The sequence below is a fragment of the Flavivirga eckloniae genome, assembly GCF_002886045.1.
Lineage (GTDB): Bacteria > Bacteroidota > Bacteroidia > Flavobacteriales > Flavobacteriaceae > Flavivirga > Flavivirga eckloniae.
The window spans coordinates 1,761,837-1,781,587 of record NZ_CP025791.1; the positions used below are offsets into that span (position 1 = coordinate 1,761,837).

Here is a 19,751-nt window from a genome sequence, read left to right on the forward strand (position 1 = left end):
ACAAACAAAACATCTTCAATTATGAAAAAAACAAAATTACTTTTCTCATTCCTGATACTATTATTAGTATCAACGTCTTTATCTGCACAAGTTTATATCGATGGCGAAAACGCTTCAATACGCCAGTCAGATGGGTATATTACCGACAATGGCCGTACTTTAAGATGGCAAAATCAAGGTAATGGACAGGTTACTCCATGGATAACAGGCTATAATAGAGCAGGCTCTAAAGGTATAGGTATGCTAATTAATGGTACCTCGGGAACAGGACCTCAACGTTCAGAATACTGTTTAAACGCTTGTTACCAAAGTGAACCTGCTATAAATAACGGTGAGACTTGGTATACTGGTTTTAGTTTTCAGTTAGATTCTAATACATGGGCCAATCCAACTTCATGGTTTGTACTTCAACAAACTCAACAAAGTAAATCAGCCGGCCAAGGAAACAACAACCCGTTTGTATCTTTTGATATCAAAAGCGGCAATAAACTGGATCTTAGAGCTGGTTCAGGGATAGATGGAGCCACTGGTTTAAGTTTTAAACACAAAGAAATCATCACAGTTCAAAAAGGTGTTTGGTATGATGTCGTAATAGGTTTTAAATTTAGTCCAAATAGCACCAATGGATGGATGGCTTGTTGGATAAAGACTAAAAATCAAAGTAACTATACCAGATATGGTATGGATAACATTAAGGTAGGTTATACTAATGCCCCTCAACGAATACAACAAAACAAGATTGGAATGTACAGAAACTCGGTACCTGGAGCGAACAAATTGTATTTGGATGAGATAAGATTTTCAAAAACTTTAAGTGGTGCTAAAATCCCAGGCAGTAGTGGTGCAAGTAACACAGGCGGCAGTCAAACTGTAACTAATGGTATTTACTATATTCAAGACCCTGCTGGAAATATACGAATTAACAGCCCTAGTGGTAGAATTATTGACAAAGCAAAATCAAATACCAAAAGTGCTAAGTGGCAAATTACTAAAGTTGGAAGTTATTATACAATTAAAAACCTGAGAAATGGTGAGTATTTAGAAGTGCCATATGCTGCGTGCAACATAAATCAAAAACCACAGAACAAGAATGTTAATTTAGGGACTTGGACTTCATCAGGTAGCAATCATCAACGCTGGAATATTACAAAAAGTGGTTCTGATTATTTCTTTAAACCCTTACACTGTAATAAAGTAATAGATAGGAATGGCAATGGGAATAATCCTATGCACTTATGGGTATCTCAATCAGGTAACAGCAACCAAAATTGGAGACTGATAGCCACTAATAGCTCAAAAAGTTTAAATGATAAGACTGAAATTGCTGACCCATCAATATCTACCGAGCCGGAGCCTGAGTCAATTGATCAGGAAAAATTCATGATTTTCCCTAACCCTGTTAATGATGCGATTACGATTAGAATAAATTCAAACCCTAATACGAATGCCAAAATTTATTTATACAATAATATTGGTAGCCTTATTAAAACAGAACCTCTTGAAAGCGATGATCAATCACTTAAGCTTAATGGATTATCTTCAGGAATTTATATTTTAGAAGTTGTGAATGGAAGTAATACTTATAGGCAAAAAATAATTAAAAAATAAGTATTTTAAACTTTACACGAAGAGGTTGTAACTAAATGTTATAACCTCTTTTTTTGTCTCTATAATAAATTTATTATCTATTTTATAATGTGATTAAATCTTAATGTAAGAGCTATTTACTCTTAAACTAATAGGCTTTTAAAAACCAAAAATAAATTCTAATGCTTAACACATATCCCCTATAATAAAATCATTTCTCCCTAATAAAAAAGGGGTTTTATCCTAAATTTGATTAAAAATTAATCATTTACCAATCCTAATGCGGTTTTATAAAACCTCACTATTATGAAAAAAACAAGACTATTTTTCTCTCTACTGATACTATTATTGGTGTCGACTTCTTTGTCGTCACAAGTTTTTATTGATGGCGAAGATGCATCTGTACGTCCTTCAGATGGATATATCACAGACAATGGTCGAACATTAAGGTGGCAAAATCAAGGCGATGGACAAAACTTACCAAAAATAGAATCAAGTAAAAAAAGAGCTGGTTCTCATAGTGTAGCTTTCCAAATTGACGGTGCAAGCTCTGGTAGTACAAGTCAACGATCTGAATATTGTTTGAATGCTTGTTGGTCAACATCTGAGCCAGCAGTAAAAAGTGGTGACACTTGGTATACTGGTTTTAGCTTTCAATTAGATAATGATATATGGGATAGCCCTACTTCATGGTTTTCAATTCAGCAAACGCAACAAAAAAAATCTACAGGTCAAGTAAACAATAACCCTTTTGTGTCTTTGGAGATAAAAAGTGGCAATGTACTTGACATTAGAGCAGGCTCTGGAAAAAACGGTGACAGCGGTCTAAAATTTACACATAAAGAACTCATTACACTAACAAAAGGAATTTGGTATGACGCTATAATTGGCTGGAAATACAGTCCGAATACTACAGATGGATGGCTATCTCTCTGGATAAAAACAAAAGATCAAACTAACTATGTAAGATACAGTATAGAAAACATTAAACTTGGTTACTCTGAAGCGCCTCAGCAAGTTAGTCAAAACAAAATTGGAATGTACAGGGGAAGAGTAACTGGTAATAATAAAATGTATTTTGACGAAATTAGATTTGCTACCAATTTAGAGGATGCTAAAATAATCGACTTTCCTGACACCGATAAAGATGGCGTATTTGATATTAACGACACTTGCCCTAATACGCCTTCAGGAGCAGTAGTCGATGTTAAGGGATGCGAAGTGTTCTCATTGCCTAGTAACAACTTTAAGGTATTACATATTAGTGAGTCATGCCACTCTAGTAATAATGGATCAATATCTATTGAAGCTATTCAAAATTTAAACTATACAGCTACATTATCTGGAGGAACTACAGCGTCTAAAAACTTTACCAATAACGTATCTTTTGAAAATCTTGAGGCTGGCTCCTATAAAGTTTGTATCACAGTTGAAGGAGAAAACGATTATGAAGTTTGTTTTAACGCAACTATCACAGAACCTGAAGATATCACAGTAACTTCAAAAGGAGATCAAGGTAAATAATAATAAATCTTAAAAAAGAGGCTCTTTACTAAAGGAAAGACGATTCTTTTAATATAATTTAAAGTATTCAATTTCACTATAAAATACTGATTATTAGTATTATAAATATTTTATATTAGAAACGCCCTCCTTAATCCTCCCTCGAGGGAACTTTAGGGGTATCTTCAATGTAACTAATTAAAAATCAATAACCATTAAATCAAACTCATATTAATTTGTTATTAAGCAACTACATAACTATAAAACAACTTAATTTTAATTCTCATATCTAAAGCCCCTATAATAGAATCATTTACCCCTAATAAAAAAGAGGTTTTACTTCAAATTTGGTTGAAAATTAATCGCACTAACCATAAAACACCAAAGCTTACAAACACATTTTGTTAAAAGCACTTTATTTTATGGCTAAGTGATTCCTAATTAGATTTTACAAACCAAAACTTTAATTAACTCTATAATAGCTCTAAAATATGAATAGAAGGAAATTTATACAAAATTCAGCTTTAGCGACAGTTGGGGCTTCGCTAATAAGTAATCATGCAAACGCGAATATGTCGCCCAGCATAACTGAAAAAAAGGATCTGGATAAAATTAAATCAAGCGATGCCTTTAAGTATTACAAAGACAGAGCAGCTGGCTGTTATTTTGGTGCAGCAATTGCTGATGCTATGGGAGGCCCTCCTGAATTTATCCATTACAAACGACGCGAGCGCGACTTTGGTTGGGTCAAAGGGTTTCTAGAATACAAAACACCACCCGGACATGGCACTATTGGTCCTGGCTATGCTTTACATACACGCGCCGGTTCTATTACAGATGACACTTTTATTCGAGCTGATTGCACCCGTTTTTACTTGAATGTGAAGCCACCCTATACGGCACATAAAATGGCTCACTATTTCCTTAAGAACGCTGATTTTTCTAATTGGTGGACGGTAGCAGTAAAAGCATTACGTCGTGTAGAGAGCGGTGAAGTTTCAGCCGAAGACGCTGGCTTTAAACATCAACAAGGCGGCGGTGGTGCTTGGTGGCAACCAGTGTCTATTCTTAATGCGGGCGATCCTTTGGCAGCATCCAACGAGGTTTCCAATCTATGCCGTATATGGAAGGCTCCGTTAGAACGAGATATCCTCTCTTCTGTAGTGGCAGGACAAGCTGCTGCTTATAAAAAGGGTTCTACAGTAGATTCTGTTATTAATGCTGTATTGGATGATTCTGGCCCCTTAGCTAAAAAATTATTTGAACGCGCTTTAGACATTGCTAAAAAAGCGAATTCACCTCAGGAATTATATAAAAATCTATATGCCAAAGCTATGGTGGATGAAGTTTCGACTGAGATTGATGGTCCTATGCCCAAACCGATGAAAGATGTATATGTAGAAGGTGGTTATGGAGGTGTAAAATTTGCTGAACAACAACCATGGGCTTTGGCTTATTTCCTTTATGGCAATGGCGATCCAGAAAAAACAGTTCTCACTGCAATTAATGGTGGGCGTGACTCTGATAGTATTGCTTCAAACGCGGCCAGTTGGTTGGGTGCTCTTTATGGTGAGTCTATTTGGCCAAAAGAATGGGTTGACACTGTACAAGAAGCAAACCTGATTGAAATGGATATCCGTGGCTTGCTGGATCAACTCGTAGATCTTGGGGTACGTAATGGTACAGTTGCAATAATTAATAACTACGACATTTAGTATATTAAAAAGACAAACAATTTTAACAAATGAAAAATAGACTCCTAACAATTCTCCTTTTAGTATTACCAATAATTAGCTCAGCTCAAGGCTTGAAGCGTGAGTATTTAAAAGATCAAATTCATGATGATAATCGTACAAGACCACTGCATGTAATTCCTTCTGGTGGAAACTATATGGCACCGCCTTCTGATGCAATTATATTATTTGATGGTACTAACACCGATGCATGGGAAGGCAATTTTACCATTATTGATAGTACGCATATGGCGGCTGCAGAAGGTGGGTTAAAATCCAAACAAGCTTTTGGCGATATGCAGTTGCATGTGGAATGGCGCATTAACGATGCTTTAAAAGTAAACGGTCAAATGGGTGGTAACAGCGGAATATTTTTAATGGGGCTTTATGAAGTGCAAGTTTTAGAGAACTTCTTAAATGAAACCTATGCCGATGGTCAGGCTGGTGCTGTGTACGGACAATTCCCTCCTTTAGTAAATGCATCTGCACCACAAGGAAACTGGAATAGTTATGATATTTTCTTTAAGGCACCTATTTATAAAAATGGTAAAGTCGTAAAAAAAGCAGCCGTTACTGTACTATTTAATGGCGTTATAGTGCAATTTAATCAGGAATTTGAGGGGCCAACAAAATATAAGAAGGTGACCTCTTATCCTGAAAATCATCCTAAAAAAGCACCACTAAGCCTCCAGTATCATGGTGATCCCGTTGAGTATCGCAACATATGGGTAAGAGATATTGCTGTTACCGAAGAAGATACGTCTAAAAAGAAATTGGAGTGGATAAATCTATTTGAAGAAGGTAAAGAAGGCATTGATTATGTAACCACAAGTAGAGATAAAGATCCAAATGCACAACAACACTTTAAAGTTGTAGATAATAGAATTGAAGTCTTGTATGACTGGGTTGGAGAGGAAGCTCCTTTCGCCTTGATTTCTACAAAGAAGACATTTAGTTCTTTTAATATGGAATTGGAATATAAATGGGGAGAACGCAAATTTGCGCCACGTAAGGAAGTGAAACGTGATGCTGGTATTCTCTTTCACGTGCATAACGAAGTCGTTGTATGGCCAAGTAGTATTGAATGCCAGATTCAAGAAGAAGATACTGGAGATTTATGGGTAATAAAAGGACCTAAAGTAACAGTAGTTGAGAAAAACGGAAATCATAAAGTTATAGACACTAAGGTAGAAAACTATAAATCACACAGAAGATACGATCTTTTTGAAGTTGAAGGTTGGAATCATGTTCGGGTAGAAGTTCGAGGCTCTGAATCGGCGCGTTTTTATGTGAATGGTCATCTTGTAAATGAGGTACTTAATATGACTGATCGTGAAGGGAAAAAACTAAAGGAAGGTTTTATATCACTTCAGGCTGAAGGCGCTGAGATAATCTATAGAAATATACGTTTGCAAGAGGTACACTAAGGATTAATAAAACAACTCGCATAATCATAATTAAAAACACACTATAAAAGAGTAAAATGAACAAACAACAAAGACAGCTTTCAAGCTTAATTATACTAATCCTCTTTTCGCTTACAATCAACAGTAACCTAAATGCTCAAAACGCTTATAGAACAGCTACTCCCTTTCTAGGTTGGAATAGTTACAATGCATACGGCTCATATATTAACGAGCAACAAACCTATGCGAACCTAGATGCATTCATCCAGAAACTGAAACCACATGGCTATGAATACTTTGTCCTCGATGCTGGTTGGTACAGAGATTACGATTTAAAGCCGGGAGAAAGTTGGCCTACAGATGGGGATAAAGCAAATTTAACTCTTGATAAATACGGACGTTATACGCCTTCTAAAGTTCTTTTTCCAAACGGGCTAAAACCAATAATAGATTATGCACATAAACATGGAATAAAATTCGGATTACATATGATGCGGGGCGTTCCACGAGAAGCAGTGGAAAGAGACCTACCTATTAAAGACTCTAAATATTCTGCAAAAGATATTGCAAATAAAGAAGATAGCTGTAGTTGGAGTGTTCTAAATTATGGCATTGATATGAATAAGCCAGGATCACAAGAATACTATGACAGCATGTTGGAACTACTTGCCGAATGGGGAGTAGATTTTATAAAATACGACGACATTGTGCACAAGCCAGACGAAATTGTTGGAGTTGCTGATGCCATAGAAAAAACGGGGCGAAAAATTATGTTGAGTATTTCTCCTGGCGATGAAGAATACCCTAAGTTTTTTGAAGTTTATCACAGAGCCGATATGATTAGAATGACACGGGATATATGGGACTTAAAAGAAGACATAGATATCACGTTTGAAACTTGGGAAAAAATTATCCCTCATGCTGGAAAAGGCTATTGGTTAGATATGGATATGCTCCCTTTTGGCCACATTAGACTAAATCACCCTTTAACAAAAAACAAGTTAAAAACTACCAGAGGCTACGAACGCATGGATAATCTTAGCTATCCACAAAAAAAGACGTTTATTACCCAGCGCGCCATGGGAGCTTCCCCCTTGTTTATGGGAGGCGAATTAACAAGTTCACCTAACGCTGTTTTTGAATTAATTACAAATCCTGATATGTTAGCGTGTAACCAAAATGGCATAACCGGCGAATTGGTTACAAGAATCTCAACTTACGAAGTAAGGTTAGATATTTGGAAAACGCCAAATAAAACCAAAGAAAATGAAGGATGGATAGGCGTTTTTAATCGTAATGGGTACAAAGAGTTAATTAAGATTAGTAAAGAACAACTTGGTTTAAACAACAAGCTGTCTTATGGTTTATATGATATTTGGGGAAAACAAATGATTGAAGATACTGGATCAGAATTACTTTTTGAAATACCTGCTGAGGATGTTATTTTCATTCGTTTTAAAGAAAGAAAAAGCAATAAATAACTCGATTTAAAAGCAGTCTAATTTTAACGATAAATACACTAAAAATGTTACTTGTCACCTTGAGCGCAGTCGAAAGGTCATTAAAACCTATAATTTTAAATAGGTTTCGACTGCGCTCAACCCGACACTTAAATTAAATCACTGGCATTCAGTATAATAATATTATGGTTACGTCGAGTTAAATAACATGAGCTACTTTTAATTCATATAAAAAATTGTTCATTGAACATAAAATCAATACAATATATTCTTTATATTCTTTGACCATCTTAACATAAATAAATGAGAAAAAATATTTTCATAACACTATTTTGTCTGTCTATTATTCTTAGTGCATGTAAAACTAATGAAGAAGAAACAGTAAGTAAAACTGAAACAACATATGAACCAAATTGGGAATCACTCTCAAAACATAATCAATCTCCCGAATGGTTAGCCGATGCCAAACTAGGTATTTATTTTCATTGGGGAGTATATTCTGTACCTGCCTATGGTTCTGAGTGGTACCCATTTCAGATGTATAGAAATACTAACACCTCAAAGCATCACATTAAAACTTATGGTCCATTATCTGAATTTGGCTACCATGATTTTGTACCCATGTTTAAAGGGGAAGCATTTGACCCAGAAGAATGGGCTGAGCTTTTTAAAAATACTGGAGCAAGATTTGCGGGACCTTCCGCACAACACCATGATGGCTTTGCCATGTGGGACAGCAAAGTAAACCCATGGAATTCAGCAGACAAAGGTCCAAAACAGGACATTACAGGGAAACTAGAAAAGTCAATCAAATCAAGAGGTATGAAGTTTATCACCACTTTTCATCATGCCAGAAACTTGCAGCGTCACAATGGTGATCCCAAAGAATGGGACACCTACAATAGTCACTTCGCTTATGGACCAGATTTCCCAACGTCTTCCACAGATTCTATCCTTTCAAAATTATACGGTAATATTCCAGAAAAGGAATTTAATCAATATTGGTTTGACCAATTAAAAGAGGTCATTGACCAATATTCTCCAGATATTATTTGGTTTGATTCATGGCTAAAATTAATTCCACAAGAGCATCGTAAAAAGTTTGCCGCATATTATTTAAATGAGGCTAAAAAGAAAAAACAAGAGGCTGTAATTGTTTACAAACAACAAGATATCCCTAGCTCTGTTGGTGTTTTAGATATTGAACAAGGTGGTAAAAAAGATTTATCTGAGTCGGTTTGGCTAACAGATGTTACGCTTAGTACTGGGTCATGGTCGTATACCGATGGTCAAACCTATAAACCTGCCGAATTGGTCGTTCGTAATATGATTGATGTTTGGAGCAAAAATGGTATTGTGCTCCTTAATATATCTCCTAAAGCTAACGGAGTAATTAATCAAGAACAACGCAGTATTCTTGCCAAGATAGGAGAATGGATGAAAAAACATGAAGAAGCGATTTATGAAACAAGACCTTTTGGTGTTTACGGATTTGGTAAAGCCAAATCAGAAGATGGTCACTTTGGAGGGCAATCGGCAACCATTGAATACACTAAAGATGATGGTCGGTTTTTAAAATCTAAAGATGGGAAATACCTTTATCTTTTTATGCTTGGTAAACCTGAGGTTGGTAGCATAATAGATATTGGAGTATTAGCACGACATACTTTTTATCCAGAACAAGGCGTGAAAAAAGTAACAGTATTAGGAAGCAACGTTGAAGCAAAATGGCATTTTGCAAAACGTAACTTTATACTTACTGTGCCTGATGCAACAATGGATGATATTGCTACTGTTTTTAAGTTTGAACTGAACTAGTTCAATAAAAGATAAAACAGATAAAAAAGTTTTTTAGTTCGAATCCTCAATCGAGTTTATAAAGAAGAATTTCACACCCCAACTATTCATAGAAAGACCACTTAAGACTAAAAAAAATAAAAGGATGTATAACAATAGAAGGAATTTTATAAAGAAATCATCATTAGCTTTAGCAGGAACCAGCGCTGCGTTATTATTTCCAATGGATTTATTAGCTAAAATCAGAAAAACAGTAGGTCCAAACGACCGTATAAACGTAGGCTTAATCGGTTGTAAAGGCATGGGATTTTGGAATCTAACTTGCATGCTTAAGATGAGTAACATTAGTGTTATTGCACTTTGTGATGTAGATGAGAATATATTAAAAAAGAGAACTGCAGATTTAGAAAAGGCTGGTATTAAAAAACCAAAATGGTATAACGATTATAGAAAATTATTAGAAAACAAGGATATAGATGTTGTAATAATTGGCACGCCAGACCATTGGCATTGTTTGCAATTAACTGATGCTTTGGACGCTGGTAAAGATGTGTATTGCGAAAAGCCTATTGCAAACTCTATCCAAGAGGCAGATATCATGCTTAATCGTGTACAGTCTAGTGATAACATAGTTCAAGTCGGACAATGGCAACGTAGTTTACCGCATTTTGCTGATGCTATAAACTATGTGCATTCGGGTAAACTAGGAAAAATACGCTTGGCCAAAGTTTGGGCATATCAAGGTTGGATGGAGACCATTCCTGTGGTTCCAGATAGTCCTGTTCCAAATGGTGTAGATTACAAAATGTGGTTAGGACCGGCAACTCAAAGACCTTTTAATAAAAATAGATTTCATTTTAATTTTAGATGGTATTGGGATTACGCTGGTGGCTTAATGACAGACTGGGGCGTACATCTTATGGATTATGCATTATATGGTATGAAAGCTGGTTATCCTAAATCTGTAATGGCCTTAGGAGGCAAATTTGCTTATCCAAATGATGCGGCAGAAACACCAGACTCCCTACAGGCTGTTTATGAATATGATGATTTTTCTATTCTATGGGAACAAGCTACAGGTATAGATGGAGGACCTTATGGAAAAACACATGGTATCGCTTTTATAGGAAATAATGGTACTTTGGTATTAAATCGTGATGGTTGGGAAGTTATTCATGAAAATGAACATAGTGGTTGGTCTGGTCCTAAAGTTCCTCGTATGGAAAGCATTCCGCATCAGGGCAACCAAAACGTAAATGGCACAGAGCTACATACTAAAAACTTTATTGAAGCAGTAAAAAGTAGAGATCGTTCTATTTTAAAAGCGCCTATAAAAGTAGGATATGATGCCGCTGTGGTTTGTCATATGGGCAATGTTGCTTATAAGACAGGCAATAGGATTTATTGGGATGCTGAAGCAGGAAAATTTAAAGAAAAAGAGGCCAATAAATTCGCAAAAGCAAATTATCAAAACGGATGGGTACTGCCAAAAGTATAATATCCCCTTGAATCTATTATCTTTTAGCCACTTGTAAAACCTATAATTTACTAATTGTGTATAATTAGTATTTTGGTTTTGGACGTAGTATATTTAGAACGAGTCAACGCAACTAACTATACACAAATAGGTTATAACCTGTAAAGAAAGAAGAAGCATTGAAGAACAAAACATAATAAAAAATGAAAAGAGTCACTTTAATTATCTTAATAGCAGCATTTAACTTACTATTTATACAACCAATCAAGGCAGAGATTAAACTTCCTGCTATTGTATCGTCAAATATGGTTTTACAGCGCAATACCACCATTGTACTTTGGGGTTGGGCTGATGCTAAAGAGAAAATTACCATCAATGCCTCTTGGTTAGGTGAACCAATTAACCTAGAAGCAGATAAAGAAGGGAGTTGGCGTATTGAAGTAAAAACGACCGACAGTAAGGCTCCTCAATCCATTAATATAAATAGTAAAACTTCAAATATTACATTAGACAATGTTTTATTTGGAGAGGTTTGGCTATGTTCTGGTCAATCGAATATGCAACAGTCTGTAAGGGGGTATGACGGGCAACCAACATTTGGTTCTGCTATGGCAACAGCAAAATCTAATAATGTCAATTTACGCCTTTTTAGTGTTGATAGAGTTGGTTCAAAAACGCCATTAAGAAATATAGAAAAATTTAAAGGTTGGCAACAAGCATCGCCACTTAGTGTTACAAACTTTAGTGCAGTAGCATATTTCTTTGGTCAGCAACTTCAAGAAATTTTAGGTTGTCCTGTGGGTATGATACATACTTCTTGGGGCGGAAGCACCGTGCAGGCTTGGATGAGTAAGGAAGCGCTTGGTCCTCATCAAAATATTAATCTAGATGATGTAGATATCACAGAGAGGACAAATCATATCCCTACAGCATTGTTTAACTCCATGATTAATCCATTGATTCCTTATACAATAAAAGGAGTATTATGGTATCAAGGCGAGAGTAATCATAAAGAACCTGAGAAGTACAAAACACTCTTTCCTGCTATGGTAAAAGATTGGAGAACACGTTGGAGCATTGGTGATTTTCCATTTTATTATGTGCAAATTGCCCCATTTCATTATGGAAATAATGATGTATTTCAAACGGTTAACAATACTGCTTTTATGCGAGAAGCACAATTGCAATGTCTAGATTTAATTCCAAATTCTGGAATAGCCATTACCATAGATATTGGAGAAGAAAACTACATTCACCCACCAAAGAAAAAGGAAGTTGCAGATAGGCTATTGTTTAATGCACTTAACCAAACCTATGACTATAAAACTATAGATTACGCTGCTCCAATATATGATTCACTAGAATTAAAAGACGGAGGCATCCTCCTAAAATTTAAAAATGCTGAGACGGGATTGTATTCTTATAATGAGTTAACGGGATTCGAAATTGCGGGAGATGATAAAATATTTTATCCAGCCGTCGCCAAAATTGTAAAACGTAAGCATGTATTTGCTATTAGCGACAAAGTACCTAATCCCGTAGCGATTAGATACGCCTGGAAAAATTGGATAGTTGGTACCCTTTACGATGCTAATCTTTTACCTGCCTCATCTTTTAGAACCGACAACTGGGATGATGCTACACAAGTTAAAAAATAAAGCGGTTTCGTTTAAATAGCACATAAATCATTTTAATTGTCAGCTATATAAATTTTTATAGCCTAAGCTATTCTAATTTCTTAGAATTGCCTTTATATTATTACTCTTTCTCCAACCTTATCTATCATTTTATAACATCAAATAGTTATTTTCAAAAGATAAAACTCTCCTCCATAATCCAAACAGCTAAAATATAAATCGCATAAAAAATTGCTCCACAAAAAAGCAAGGCCATTATTGTATTAATAAAATCTACTAATATCTTTATATAATTTTTATTATCTCTTGGTTTCATCGTTTATAATTAATCATTGTTAGATTATTTTTTCTACGAATTTCAGTTTGGATTTGTCATTTCTGTTTTCTGATGATGCATTTTTAGGCGTTGGAAAATTTAACTTGTAAAAAGGATAGTACGGAAGTAGATACTTTTTCAAATTTCAAACTTCTATTTTAAGAGTTTTATAGTTGCTTTTTCGGGAAATTAAAGTCAGAAGCCATTTTTTTCCTTTTCTAAAGTTGAAAAGGCTTCATTACCGGAATCTTTTTTCTGTTTTTTCCAATTAGTAATTACAAAAAACAGTGTTCCAAGTAAAAAAGTATTAATACCTATCAAACGCTTATATTTATATTGTTTACAACTATTTATTAATGTATTTTATAGCTTCTATAATATTTTTGTCTTCCAATAAATTTTCAAAATTATCTTCTTTTGTTATCATAACATCTGGGATAATGTTTTTATAAAAGATATTATTTCTATCGCAATCGTATCCTACGGTTAAAGCCATGTAGGCACCAAACGGTAAATCCACTTTATCATTAGTAGTTGTTTTTCCTATGGTTTTCTCACCTATGTAGATGGTATTATTACGCCCCTTAAAAGCCAATGCAACAATTTCTCCCGAACTAGCAGTAACTATACCCGTAATTATGGCTACTGGAGTTTTAGTAAGTTCTTTTCCTTTAGGAATTATGTATGAAGATAGTGTGTCATTTTCGTAATACTTTCCATTAGAAAGTGATGCTTTAGAAATTAGTTTGTTTTTATCTATACCTAATGTTCCGTAAACCTGAGAGGTGTCGCCTAAGAAATCATAAAGAGCTAATAGCATTGGATGTACATTTCCTCCAGTATTAAATCTTAAGTCAATAATCCAACCTTTAATGTTATGATTATTTTTAATCGTACAAATTTTATCATAAAGTGGCTGAGCAATATTATGAACATTTTCAACACTGGTATCTTCATATAGCATTCCTGGTATTAGAATGTAACCATATTTGTTGTCTAATACTTTGGCTTCAAAAGCTGGGTTTGATGCATATTTAGTGAGCCATTGTTCGCTAAAATCTTCAGCTGTAAAATTCTTATTAATTGAATAAGCATTTTCCCCCAAATAAACACTGCAATGCTCTGCCTTTATTTTACTAAAAAGATGAGGAATAATTACTTCTAAAGAGGCTGAGAAACGTTTATATTTTCCTAAAGTATCTTTTATTTCTAATTCTATTTCATTCCACTTTATTTCATCTTTATATAAGTACTTAGATTTTAAATTTGAAAATAAAGAATTATAAAAAGTAGCGATACTATCTTTACTTGGTTTTATGCTTTGCGCATTACTATTAGTTGATATTATAATTGTAAATAATAATACATTATATATTAGTCTGTGCATTTTTTGTTTATTGAATTTTTTCAGGTTTCTAATCTTTTTACAATGATTATTAATTGATTATCTTCATGTATTAATTATTTGGAAATTACTTCGATAATTTCTCTAATTAGCTCACTGCTCTCTTTTTTTTCTTTTTTCATGAAAATTGATTTGATAACATAAACCATTATACCTCCAGGAATAAGCCCTATAAGCCCTCCCAGACCAGCAGCTAATTTACGATTGCCTGGAAGAAAAGTTAAAGGCTCTATATCATTAACACCCATATATGCTCCAACTAAAGATATTGGAATTATAATGCCATAAGTAAGCATATTACCTGTTATGCTAGATTCGGTTATCTCTATTCCGAAAGTATATGGGGTGTCTTTTTCCCATTTTAAACCAATTAGCACTCCAATTTTATTGCCTTTTCTTATTTTAATTTCGTGAGACCAATCTTTCTCAGGAACTTTAGGCTCACTATATTTAATTTCGTAACCATTATGAAATCGTTGTTCAATTTTATTAATTAAAATGGTTGAATTTTTTTCTATAATCGATTCAATATCACTATTCTCACTATGTTCTAAACTATATATGATGTCCATGTATTTTATATTATTTAGTAAAATAGTTGTAGAATTCTGATAAAGATGCCAATAAACAAAATATGGCAAGGGTTTTAGCCATAATTACATAGCCCTTTATTCCGAATATAGATTTAAAAACCCTTACAAATCCAGTTGCAGATTCTTCTGTTGGATCTTTAGCCATTCCAAACCAAAATACAAGCGCTAAAATCATTAAAATTACTCCTGATATCATTGTTTTACTTATTTAATAACGAGTTTAATTTACCGATAACTTAAATTAGTGGATTAATTGGTTCTATTTATAACATGGCCCTGTATTAGTAATTTTTTCTGGCCATTTTCCAAAAAAACGTATTTTAATTCTTTTATTTTAGTCTTTCCGTTTTTCACAAAGAAGCCTTGTGTACTGGATTCTTCCTTTTTTAAAATCTCCTTTTTTCTACACTTATTTGAGAATAACAGATTGAACCAAATAATAGTGTTATTAAAATTGATTGTATTTTTTTCATGTGTAAATTAAATTTTACCATAAAACAGTCACCCCTTCTATAATCGTTCAACCAAAAACCATTAACTAGTTTTTGTTTAGCGGTTTTTCCATTACAAAAAGGTACTTTACCTCCACTAAATTTTACTCCATTTTGTAGCGTAAATTTGCTCCAGGGTTCCAGTTAAGCATGATGATTTTACTTTTGGCTCTTCGCTATTGCATCATAAGGTTAAAAGCAAAAAATAAAATTACCAAGGTTTTAAAAATGTCATATACTAACTGTTTAAAAGTCTATATAAATTACTACGTTGAGACTTTTGAACCGCTACTATCATCATCTTCTGAACCACCACTATCATCTGTATTTGGTCCGCCACCAGTACTTAAAATACTGTCATTACTATCGATTGTTTCATCTAATATTACATCCTCGGTTGTACATGAGTACATAACAGTTATTAAGGAAACCATTAAAACTCTGGTAAACATTTTTTTGATTTTCATAGTTTATTATAATTTATAGTTCATTGTATAAACAAAACTATATCATTACGCAGCAAAGCATTTGTCAAAAAACTTTTATTTTAACGTTTTAATACTCATTTAGTCCTACGCACTTTGGGTGTTTTTGAACGTACTTTCTTGGAAATTTTAAAATTATATAACAGCATTTTCACTTTAATAAATCTTTATTAACAGTATATATAGATATTTGTCCAAGATTTTGAGTTATTTCGCCATCTTCTCCAGAGGTAACAGCAACGGTATATCCATCATCACTAACCACAACCTGATTACCAAAGCTATTAGGAAATAATGACGATGTGCCATTTAAATCCCATGTTTCCGACCAGATATTGTTATCATTTTTTATGTAAGCAACTATTTCTTTATTTTTATTTTGAGCGCTATCCTTTACCCAAAGTGGCCCTACTATTAATACTTTTCCACTCTTACTAAGTTTGACATTCCTTATATCACCAGATATTAACGCTGACGCTTCTATACTTATCTTTTCTTCTATAAAACTCTGGTTTTCATAAGTATACACGGTCAGTTCAGATGTTTCTTTGTCGAATAAGTTAGATGTCAATACGTTGCCATCACTACTTATACTAACAGAATTTACAAAGTCATTTTTAATTCCTGGGGTACTACTTCTTAATACCCACGAATTATTAGAAAATGTATACGTACTTAAATGCCCTATGTTAATCGAATATAAATTGTTTTCACCTGCGGTTAACGTATTACCAGCATCATCTAAACTAACTGTAAACCCTAGATCATTGTCATTAATTGGATTTCCTTTACGATCCCAATTTGTCCCATTGAATTGATATACTTGAATTTTTTCCGTGTTATTTGTGCCAAGACTTGCTGTCGACGAAATAGCTATTACAGTTCCAGAACTATTTAAATCTATAGAAGCTCCATTAAAATTAAGATCTATGTTACCAATATTTACCCAGTCATTCTTCTCAAACTTATATATGTGTACGCTACTTGGTTTACTGGTCGTTTTTGATGATATTGTTGCAATTATACTACCATCTTTATTAATAGTATTATGACTACTTATATTATATTCTGTGATATCTGTGCCTTTTTGCACCCATTGTTCTCCCATTAATTCATAAACACGTGCATATCCAACACGGTTATCTGCTTGATTAGAGGCAGAATGTGCGCTAATAACTAATGTTTTTCCATCACCACTTAGGTTAATGTAAGATCGCGCAAGATTAAACTCTTCTGTACCATTAATACTTTGACCAAGGAGTTTGAAATTTTCTAGTAAATTAGATGGGTTATCATTATTATCTGCATCAGCATCTGCATCTACACCATCATCATTGTTACAACCTAAAAACAAACTAATTAGCAATGTGAATAGAAATAATGTTTGTTTTTTAAGATTTAGTTGTAATTTGTAGCCTATACTACTTTTATCTATCATAATATTATTTTTATAAATTGGACACTACAATGTAATTAGTTACAATTTTTACCACCATCGGCAACGGTCCAGCCAAAATCATTGATTAATTTATTTCTCCCGGCTTCTCCATTACAAAAAGTAGTGTTACCTACGCTAAGTCTTACTCCTTTTTGCAGTGTAAGTTTACTCCAGCTTTCCAGGATCTCATCATAATTCTCGCTAGAAAGTGTAACATCTCTAAACATACTTGACATATTGGTTACTTCTGACACATCCCAGCTACTAATATTATTACCATTAAAACTGGTAACATTTTCAAACATAGAACTCATGTCTGTTACCTTTGAGAGATCTGGTGCATCTGAAGCATTGATTTGTAAATCCCTACATCCCATAAAAGCAAATTGCATAGAGGTCCATACCTGATTGCCCCATTGTTCTACACTTTGTATTCTTCGACTGATGCTGCTTGATCCATTATTATAAACTCTTGGAAAATCTCCAGTTATAGAAACGGTATAGGTACCTGCCGTGGCATAACCATGGGTTGCATCGCCCGTTTGGTTAATACTAGTAGTATCGTCTCCCCAGTTTACAGTATAGTTGTAAGTTTCTCCCTTATATGTAGGTATAGTAATAAATTCGTTATTTCTTAAGGTTTTCCAGGTTGTTATAAAAGCAGTAGAAGGGTTACTCTTCACAGTTACCGTATACTTTTGTATTGAGCCATCTTCGGCTGTAACGGTAAACTCTACAGGGTTTGTGTAATCTCTAGCTACTGCAGGGTCTGGTAAAATGGTGGCGTTGTCTGACAATTCCACCTCAGCTTTTAGAGAGGTTTTGTCTGTACCTGCTGGCAATGTAATCTCCAGTGCGCTATCTTGTTGGTTTACTGTGGCTTTAACATCATTTATGGTAAATGCTATAAGCTCTTTTGCTTCACTTCTTTTTACGTCTTCTTTTGAACAAGAAGCAATAAACATTAATAATAATGCAATTAGGGGTATTCTAAATATATTCATGATATTTTTTATTTAAAGGTTTAGGAACTACAATGTAATTAGTTACAATTTTTACCACCATCGGTAATGGTCCAGCCAAAATCATTGATTAGTTTTTGTCTGGCGGCTTCTCCATTGCAATAAGTACTGTTAGCTGCGCTAAATTTTACTCCATTTCGTAGTGTAAGCTTACTCCAGGCCTCTAACAACGTATCGTAATGTTGCGCAGATAGGTTTGTCTTTGTGAGCATATATTCCATATAAACCACCTTAGATACATCCCATTTACTCAAATCCTGATTAAAATTTGCTGCCCCATAAAACATATAGATCATATTTGTCACCTTAGACACATCCCATTTATTCAAATCCTGATTAAAATTTGCTGCCCCATAAAACATAACACTCATATCAGTCACCTCAGATACATCCCATTTACTCAAATCCTGATTAAAACTGATGGCCCCAGAAAACATAGCTCCCATATTAGTGACGTTAGATACATCCCAGTTACTCAAATCCTGATTAAAACTGGTGGCCTCAGAAAACATATAGACCATAGTTGTCACCTTAGACACATTCCATTTACTCAAATCCTGATTAAAATTTGCTGCTTTCATAAACATATAGGACATAGTTGTCACCTTAGACACATCCCATTTACTTATATCCTGATTAAAATTTGCAGCTCCCAAAAACATACTTCCCATATCCGTTACTTTGGATAAATTAGGTGTATCAACAGCATTTACCACTAAATTTTCACAATTATAAAAAGCACTGTTCATGGAAGTCCATACCTGGCTTCCCCAATTTTCTACACTTTGTATTTTTAAACGAAATCGACCTAGTTCATCTGAAGGGAAATATATTCTTGGAAAATCTCCTGTTATGGAAACGGTATAGGTACCTGCTGTAGCATAACTATGAGTTGCACTACCTGTTTGGTTAGTATCTGTACTACCATCTCCCCAGTCTACAGAATAATTATAGACTTCTTCTGTTTCTCCATTATTATCAACACCAGAAAAAATTGGTATCAGAATAGACTCATTGGCTTCTGTGGTTTTCCAGGTTGTTATAAAAGCTGTAGGAGGAGCATTTTTCACAGTTACCGTATACTTTTGTGTTGAACCATCCTCTGCAGTAACAGTAAACTCTACAGGGTTTGTGTAATCTCTAGATACTGCTGGGTCTGGCGTAATGGTGGCTTTGTCTGACAGCTCCACCTCAGCTTTTAAAGAGGTTTTGTCTGTTCCTGCCGGCAATGTAATCTCCAGTGCGCTATCTTGTTGGTTTACTGTGGCTTTAATATCGTTTATGCTAAATGCTATAAGCTCTTTTGCATTACTTCTTTTTACGTCTTCTTTTGAACAAGAAGTAATAAACATTAATAATAATGTAATTAGAGGTATTCTAAATATATTCATGATATTTTTT

At 34.3% G+C, this 19,751-nt stretch carries 15 protein-coding genes; 8 read left to right on the forward strand and 7 right to left on the reverse strand.

From position 1 onward, the window contains the following. Positions 1-21 precede the first annotated feature (21 nt). From C1H87_RS07330 to C1H87_RS07365, 8 genes are all read left to right on the forward strand, one after another. Positions 22-1,608, forward strand: a complete 1,587-nt coding sequence (locus tag C1H87_RS07330) for a heparin lyase I family protein (protein ID WP_102755186.1) — start codon at positions 22-24, stop codon at positions 1,606-1,608. Positions 1,609-1,893: 285 nt separating this feature from the next. Continuing rightward, a complete protein-coding gene (locus C1H87_RS07335) occupies positions 1,894-3,111 on the forward strand; it encodes a heparin lyase I family protein (protein WP_102755187.1) in 1,218 nt (405 codons plus the stop codon). Between the two features lie 551 nt (positions 3,112-3,662). Then, positions 3,663-4,805, forward strand: a complete 1,143-nt coding sequence (locus C1H87_RS07340) for an ADP-ribosylglycohydrolase family protein (RefSeq protein ID WP_158655152.1) — start codon at positions 3,663-3,665, stop codon at positions 4,803-4,805. A 29-nt stretch (positions 4,806-4,834) separates the two neighbouring features. Further along, a complete protein-coding gene (locus C1H87_RS07345; RefSeq protein WP_102755189.1) occupies positions 4,835-6,250 on the forward strand; it encodes a 3-keto-disaccharide hydrolase in 1,416 nt (471 codons plus the stop codon). A gap of 56 nt (positions 6,251-6,306) precedes the next feature. Then, complete coding sequence (locus C1H87_RS07350) at positions 6,307-7,710, forward strand: glycoside hydrolase family 27 protein (RefSeq protein WP_102755190.1); 1,404 nt, start codon at positions 6,307-6,309, stop codon at positions 7,708-7,710. Positions 7,711-7,992: 282 nt separating this feature from the next. Further along, complete coding sequence (locus C1H87_RS07355) at positions 7,993-9,507, forward strand: alpha-L-fucosidase (RefSeq protein ID WP_102755191.1); 1,515 nt, start codon at positions 7,993-7,995, stop codon at positions 9,505-9,507. A 124-nt stretch (positions 9,508-9,631) separates the two neighbouring features. Further along, entirely contained in the window at positions 9,632-10,984 is a 1,353-nt protein-coding gene (locus tag C1H87_RS07360; protein ID WP_102755192.1) for a Gfo/Idh/MocA family protein, read from the forward strand. Between the two features lie 182 nt (positions 10,985-11,166). Beyond that, positions 11,167-12,621 carry a sialate O-acetylesterase gene (locus tag C1H87_RS07365; RefSeq protein WP_102755193.1) on the forward strand — a complete coding sequence of 485 codons (1,455 nt, stop codon included), beginning with the start codon at positions 11,167-11,169 and terminating at the stop codon, positions 12,619-12,621. Between the two features lie 641 nt (positions 12,622-13,262). Here the strand turns inward: C1H87_RS07365 and C1H87_RS07370 are convergent. From C1H87_RS07370 to C1H87_RS07400, 7 genes are all read right to left on the reverse strand, one after another. Next, positions 13,263-14,303 carry a S41 family peptidase gene (locus tag C1H87_RS07370; protein ID WP_102755194.1) on the reverse strand — a complete coding sequence of 347 codons (1,041 nt, stop codon included), beginning with the start codon at positions 14,301-14,303 and terminating at the stop codon, positions 13,263-13,265. A gap of 74 nt (positions 14,304-14,377) precedes the next feature. Continuing rightward, on the reverse strand, positions 14,378-14,893 hold the full coding sequence (locus C1H87_RS07375) for a hypothetical protein (protein ID WP_102755195.1): 516 nt from the start codon (positions 14,891-14,893) through the stop codon (positions 14,378-14,380). A gap of 10 nt (positions 14,894-14,903) precedes the next feature. Continuing rightward, the gene (locus C1H87_RS07380) at positions 14,904-15,110 is read right to left on the reverse strand and encodes a hypothetical protein (protein ID WP_102755196.1); all 207 of its coding nucleotides are present in this window, start codon (positions 15,108-15,110) and stop codon (positions 14,904-14,906) included. A gap of 561 nt (positions 15,111-15,671) precedes the next feature. After that, complete coding sequence (locus C1H87_RS07385) at positions 15,672-15,872, reverse strand: hypothetical protein (RefSeq protein WP_102755197.1); 201 nt, start codon at positions 15,870-15,872, stop codon at positions 15,672-15,674. 169 nt (positions 15,873-16,041) lie between these two features. Beyond that, the gene (locus C1H87_RS07390) at positions 16,042-17,328 is read right to left on the reverse strand and encodes a hypothetical protein (protein WP_102755198.1); all 1,287 of its coding nucleotides are present in this window, start codon (positions 17,326-17,328) and stop codon (positions 16,042-16,044) included. A gap of 35 nt (positions 17,329-17,363) precedes the next feature. Then, positions 17,364-18,332, reverse strand: coding sequence for a BspA family leucine-rich repeat surface protein (locus tag C1H87_RS07395; protein ID WP_102755199.1), 969 nt, complete (start codon positions 18,330-18,332; stop codon positions 17,364-17,366). A 38-nt stretch (positions 18,333-18,370) separates the two neighbouring features. Then, positions 18,371-19,741, reverse strand: coding sequence for a BspA family leucine-rich repeat surface protein (locus C1H87_RS07400; protein WP_102755200.1), 1,371 nt, complete (start codon positions 19,739-19,741; stop codon positions 18,371-18,373). Between the last annotated feature and the right edge of the window lie 10 nt (positions 19,742-19,751).

Excerpts from the sequence above, each read along its gene's own strand:
- C1H87_RS07330 (WP_102755186.1), top strand. The coding sequence starts at position 22 with ATGAAAAAAACAAAATTACTTTTCTCATTCCTGATACTATTATTAGTA.
- C1H87_RS07335 (WP_102755187.1), top strand. The coding sequence starts at position 1,894 with ATGAAAAAAACAAGACTATTTTTCTCTCTACTGATACTATTATTGGTG.
- C1H87_RS07340 (WP_158655152.1), top strand. The coding sequence starts at position 3,663 with ATGTCGCCCAGCATAACTGAAAAAAAGGATCTGGATAAAATTAAATCA.
- C1H87_RS07345 (WP_102755189.1), top strand. The coding sequence starts at position 4,835 with ATGAAAAATAGACTCCTAACAATTCTCCTTTTAGTATTACCAATAATT.
- C1H87_RS07350 (WP_102755190.1), top strand. The coding sequence starts at position 6,307 with ATGAACAAACAACAAAGACAGCTTTCAAGCTTAATTATACTAATCCTC.
- C1H87_RS07355 (WP_102755191.1), top strand. The coding sequence starts at position 7,993 with ATGAGAAAAAATATTTTCATAACACTATTTTGTCTGTCTATTATTCTT.
- C1H87_RS07360 (WP_102755192.1), top strand. The coding sequence starts at position 9,632 with ATGTATAACAATAGAAGGAATTTTATAAAGAAATCATCATTAGCTTTA.
- C1H87_RS07365 (WP_102755193.1), top strand. The coding sequence starts at position 11,167 with ATGAAAAGAGTCACTTTAATTATCTTAATAGCAGCATTTAACTTACTA.
- C1H87_RS07370 (WP_102755194.1), bottom strand. The coding sequence starts at position 14,303 with ATGCACAGACTAATATATAATGTATTATTATTTACAATTATAATATCA.
- C1H87_RS07375 (WP_102755195.1), bottom strand. The coding sequence starts at position 14,893 with ATGGACATCATATATAGTTTAGAACATAGTGAGAATAGTGATATTGAA.
- C1H87_RS07380 (WP_102755196.1), bottom strand. The coding sequence starts at position 15,110 with ATGATATCAGGAGTAATTTTAATGATTTTAGCGCTTGTATTTTGGTTT.
- C1H87_RS07385 (WP_102755197.1), bottom strand. The coding sequence starts at position 15,872 with ATGAAAATCAAAAAAATGTTTACCAGAGTTTTAATGGTTTCCTTAATA.
- C1H87_RS07390 (WP_102755198.1), bottom strand. The coding sequence starts at position 17,328 with ATGATAGATAAAAGTAGTATAGGCTACAAATTACAACTAAATCTTAAA.
- C1H87_RS07395 (WP_102755199.1), bottom strand. The coding sequence starts at position 18,332 with ATGAATATATTTAGAATACCCCTAATTGCATTATTATTAATGTTTATT.
- C1H87_RS07400 (WP_102755200.1), bottom strand. The coding sequence starts at position 19,741 with ATGAATATATTTAGAATACCTCTAATTACATTATTATTAATGTTTATT.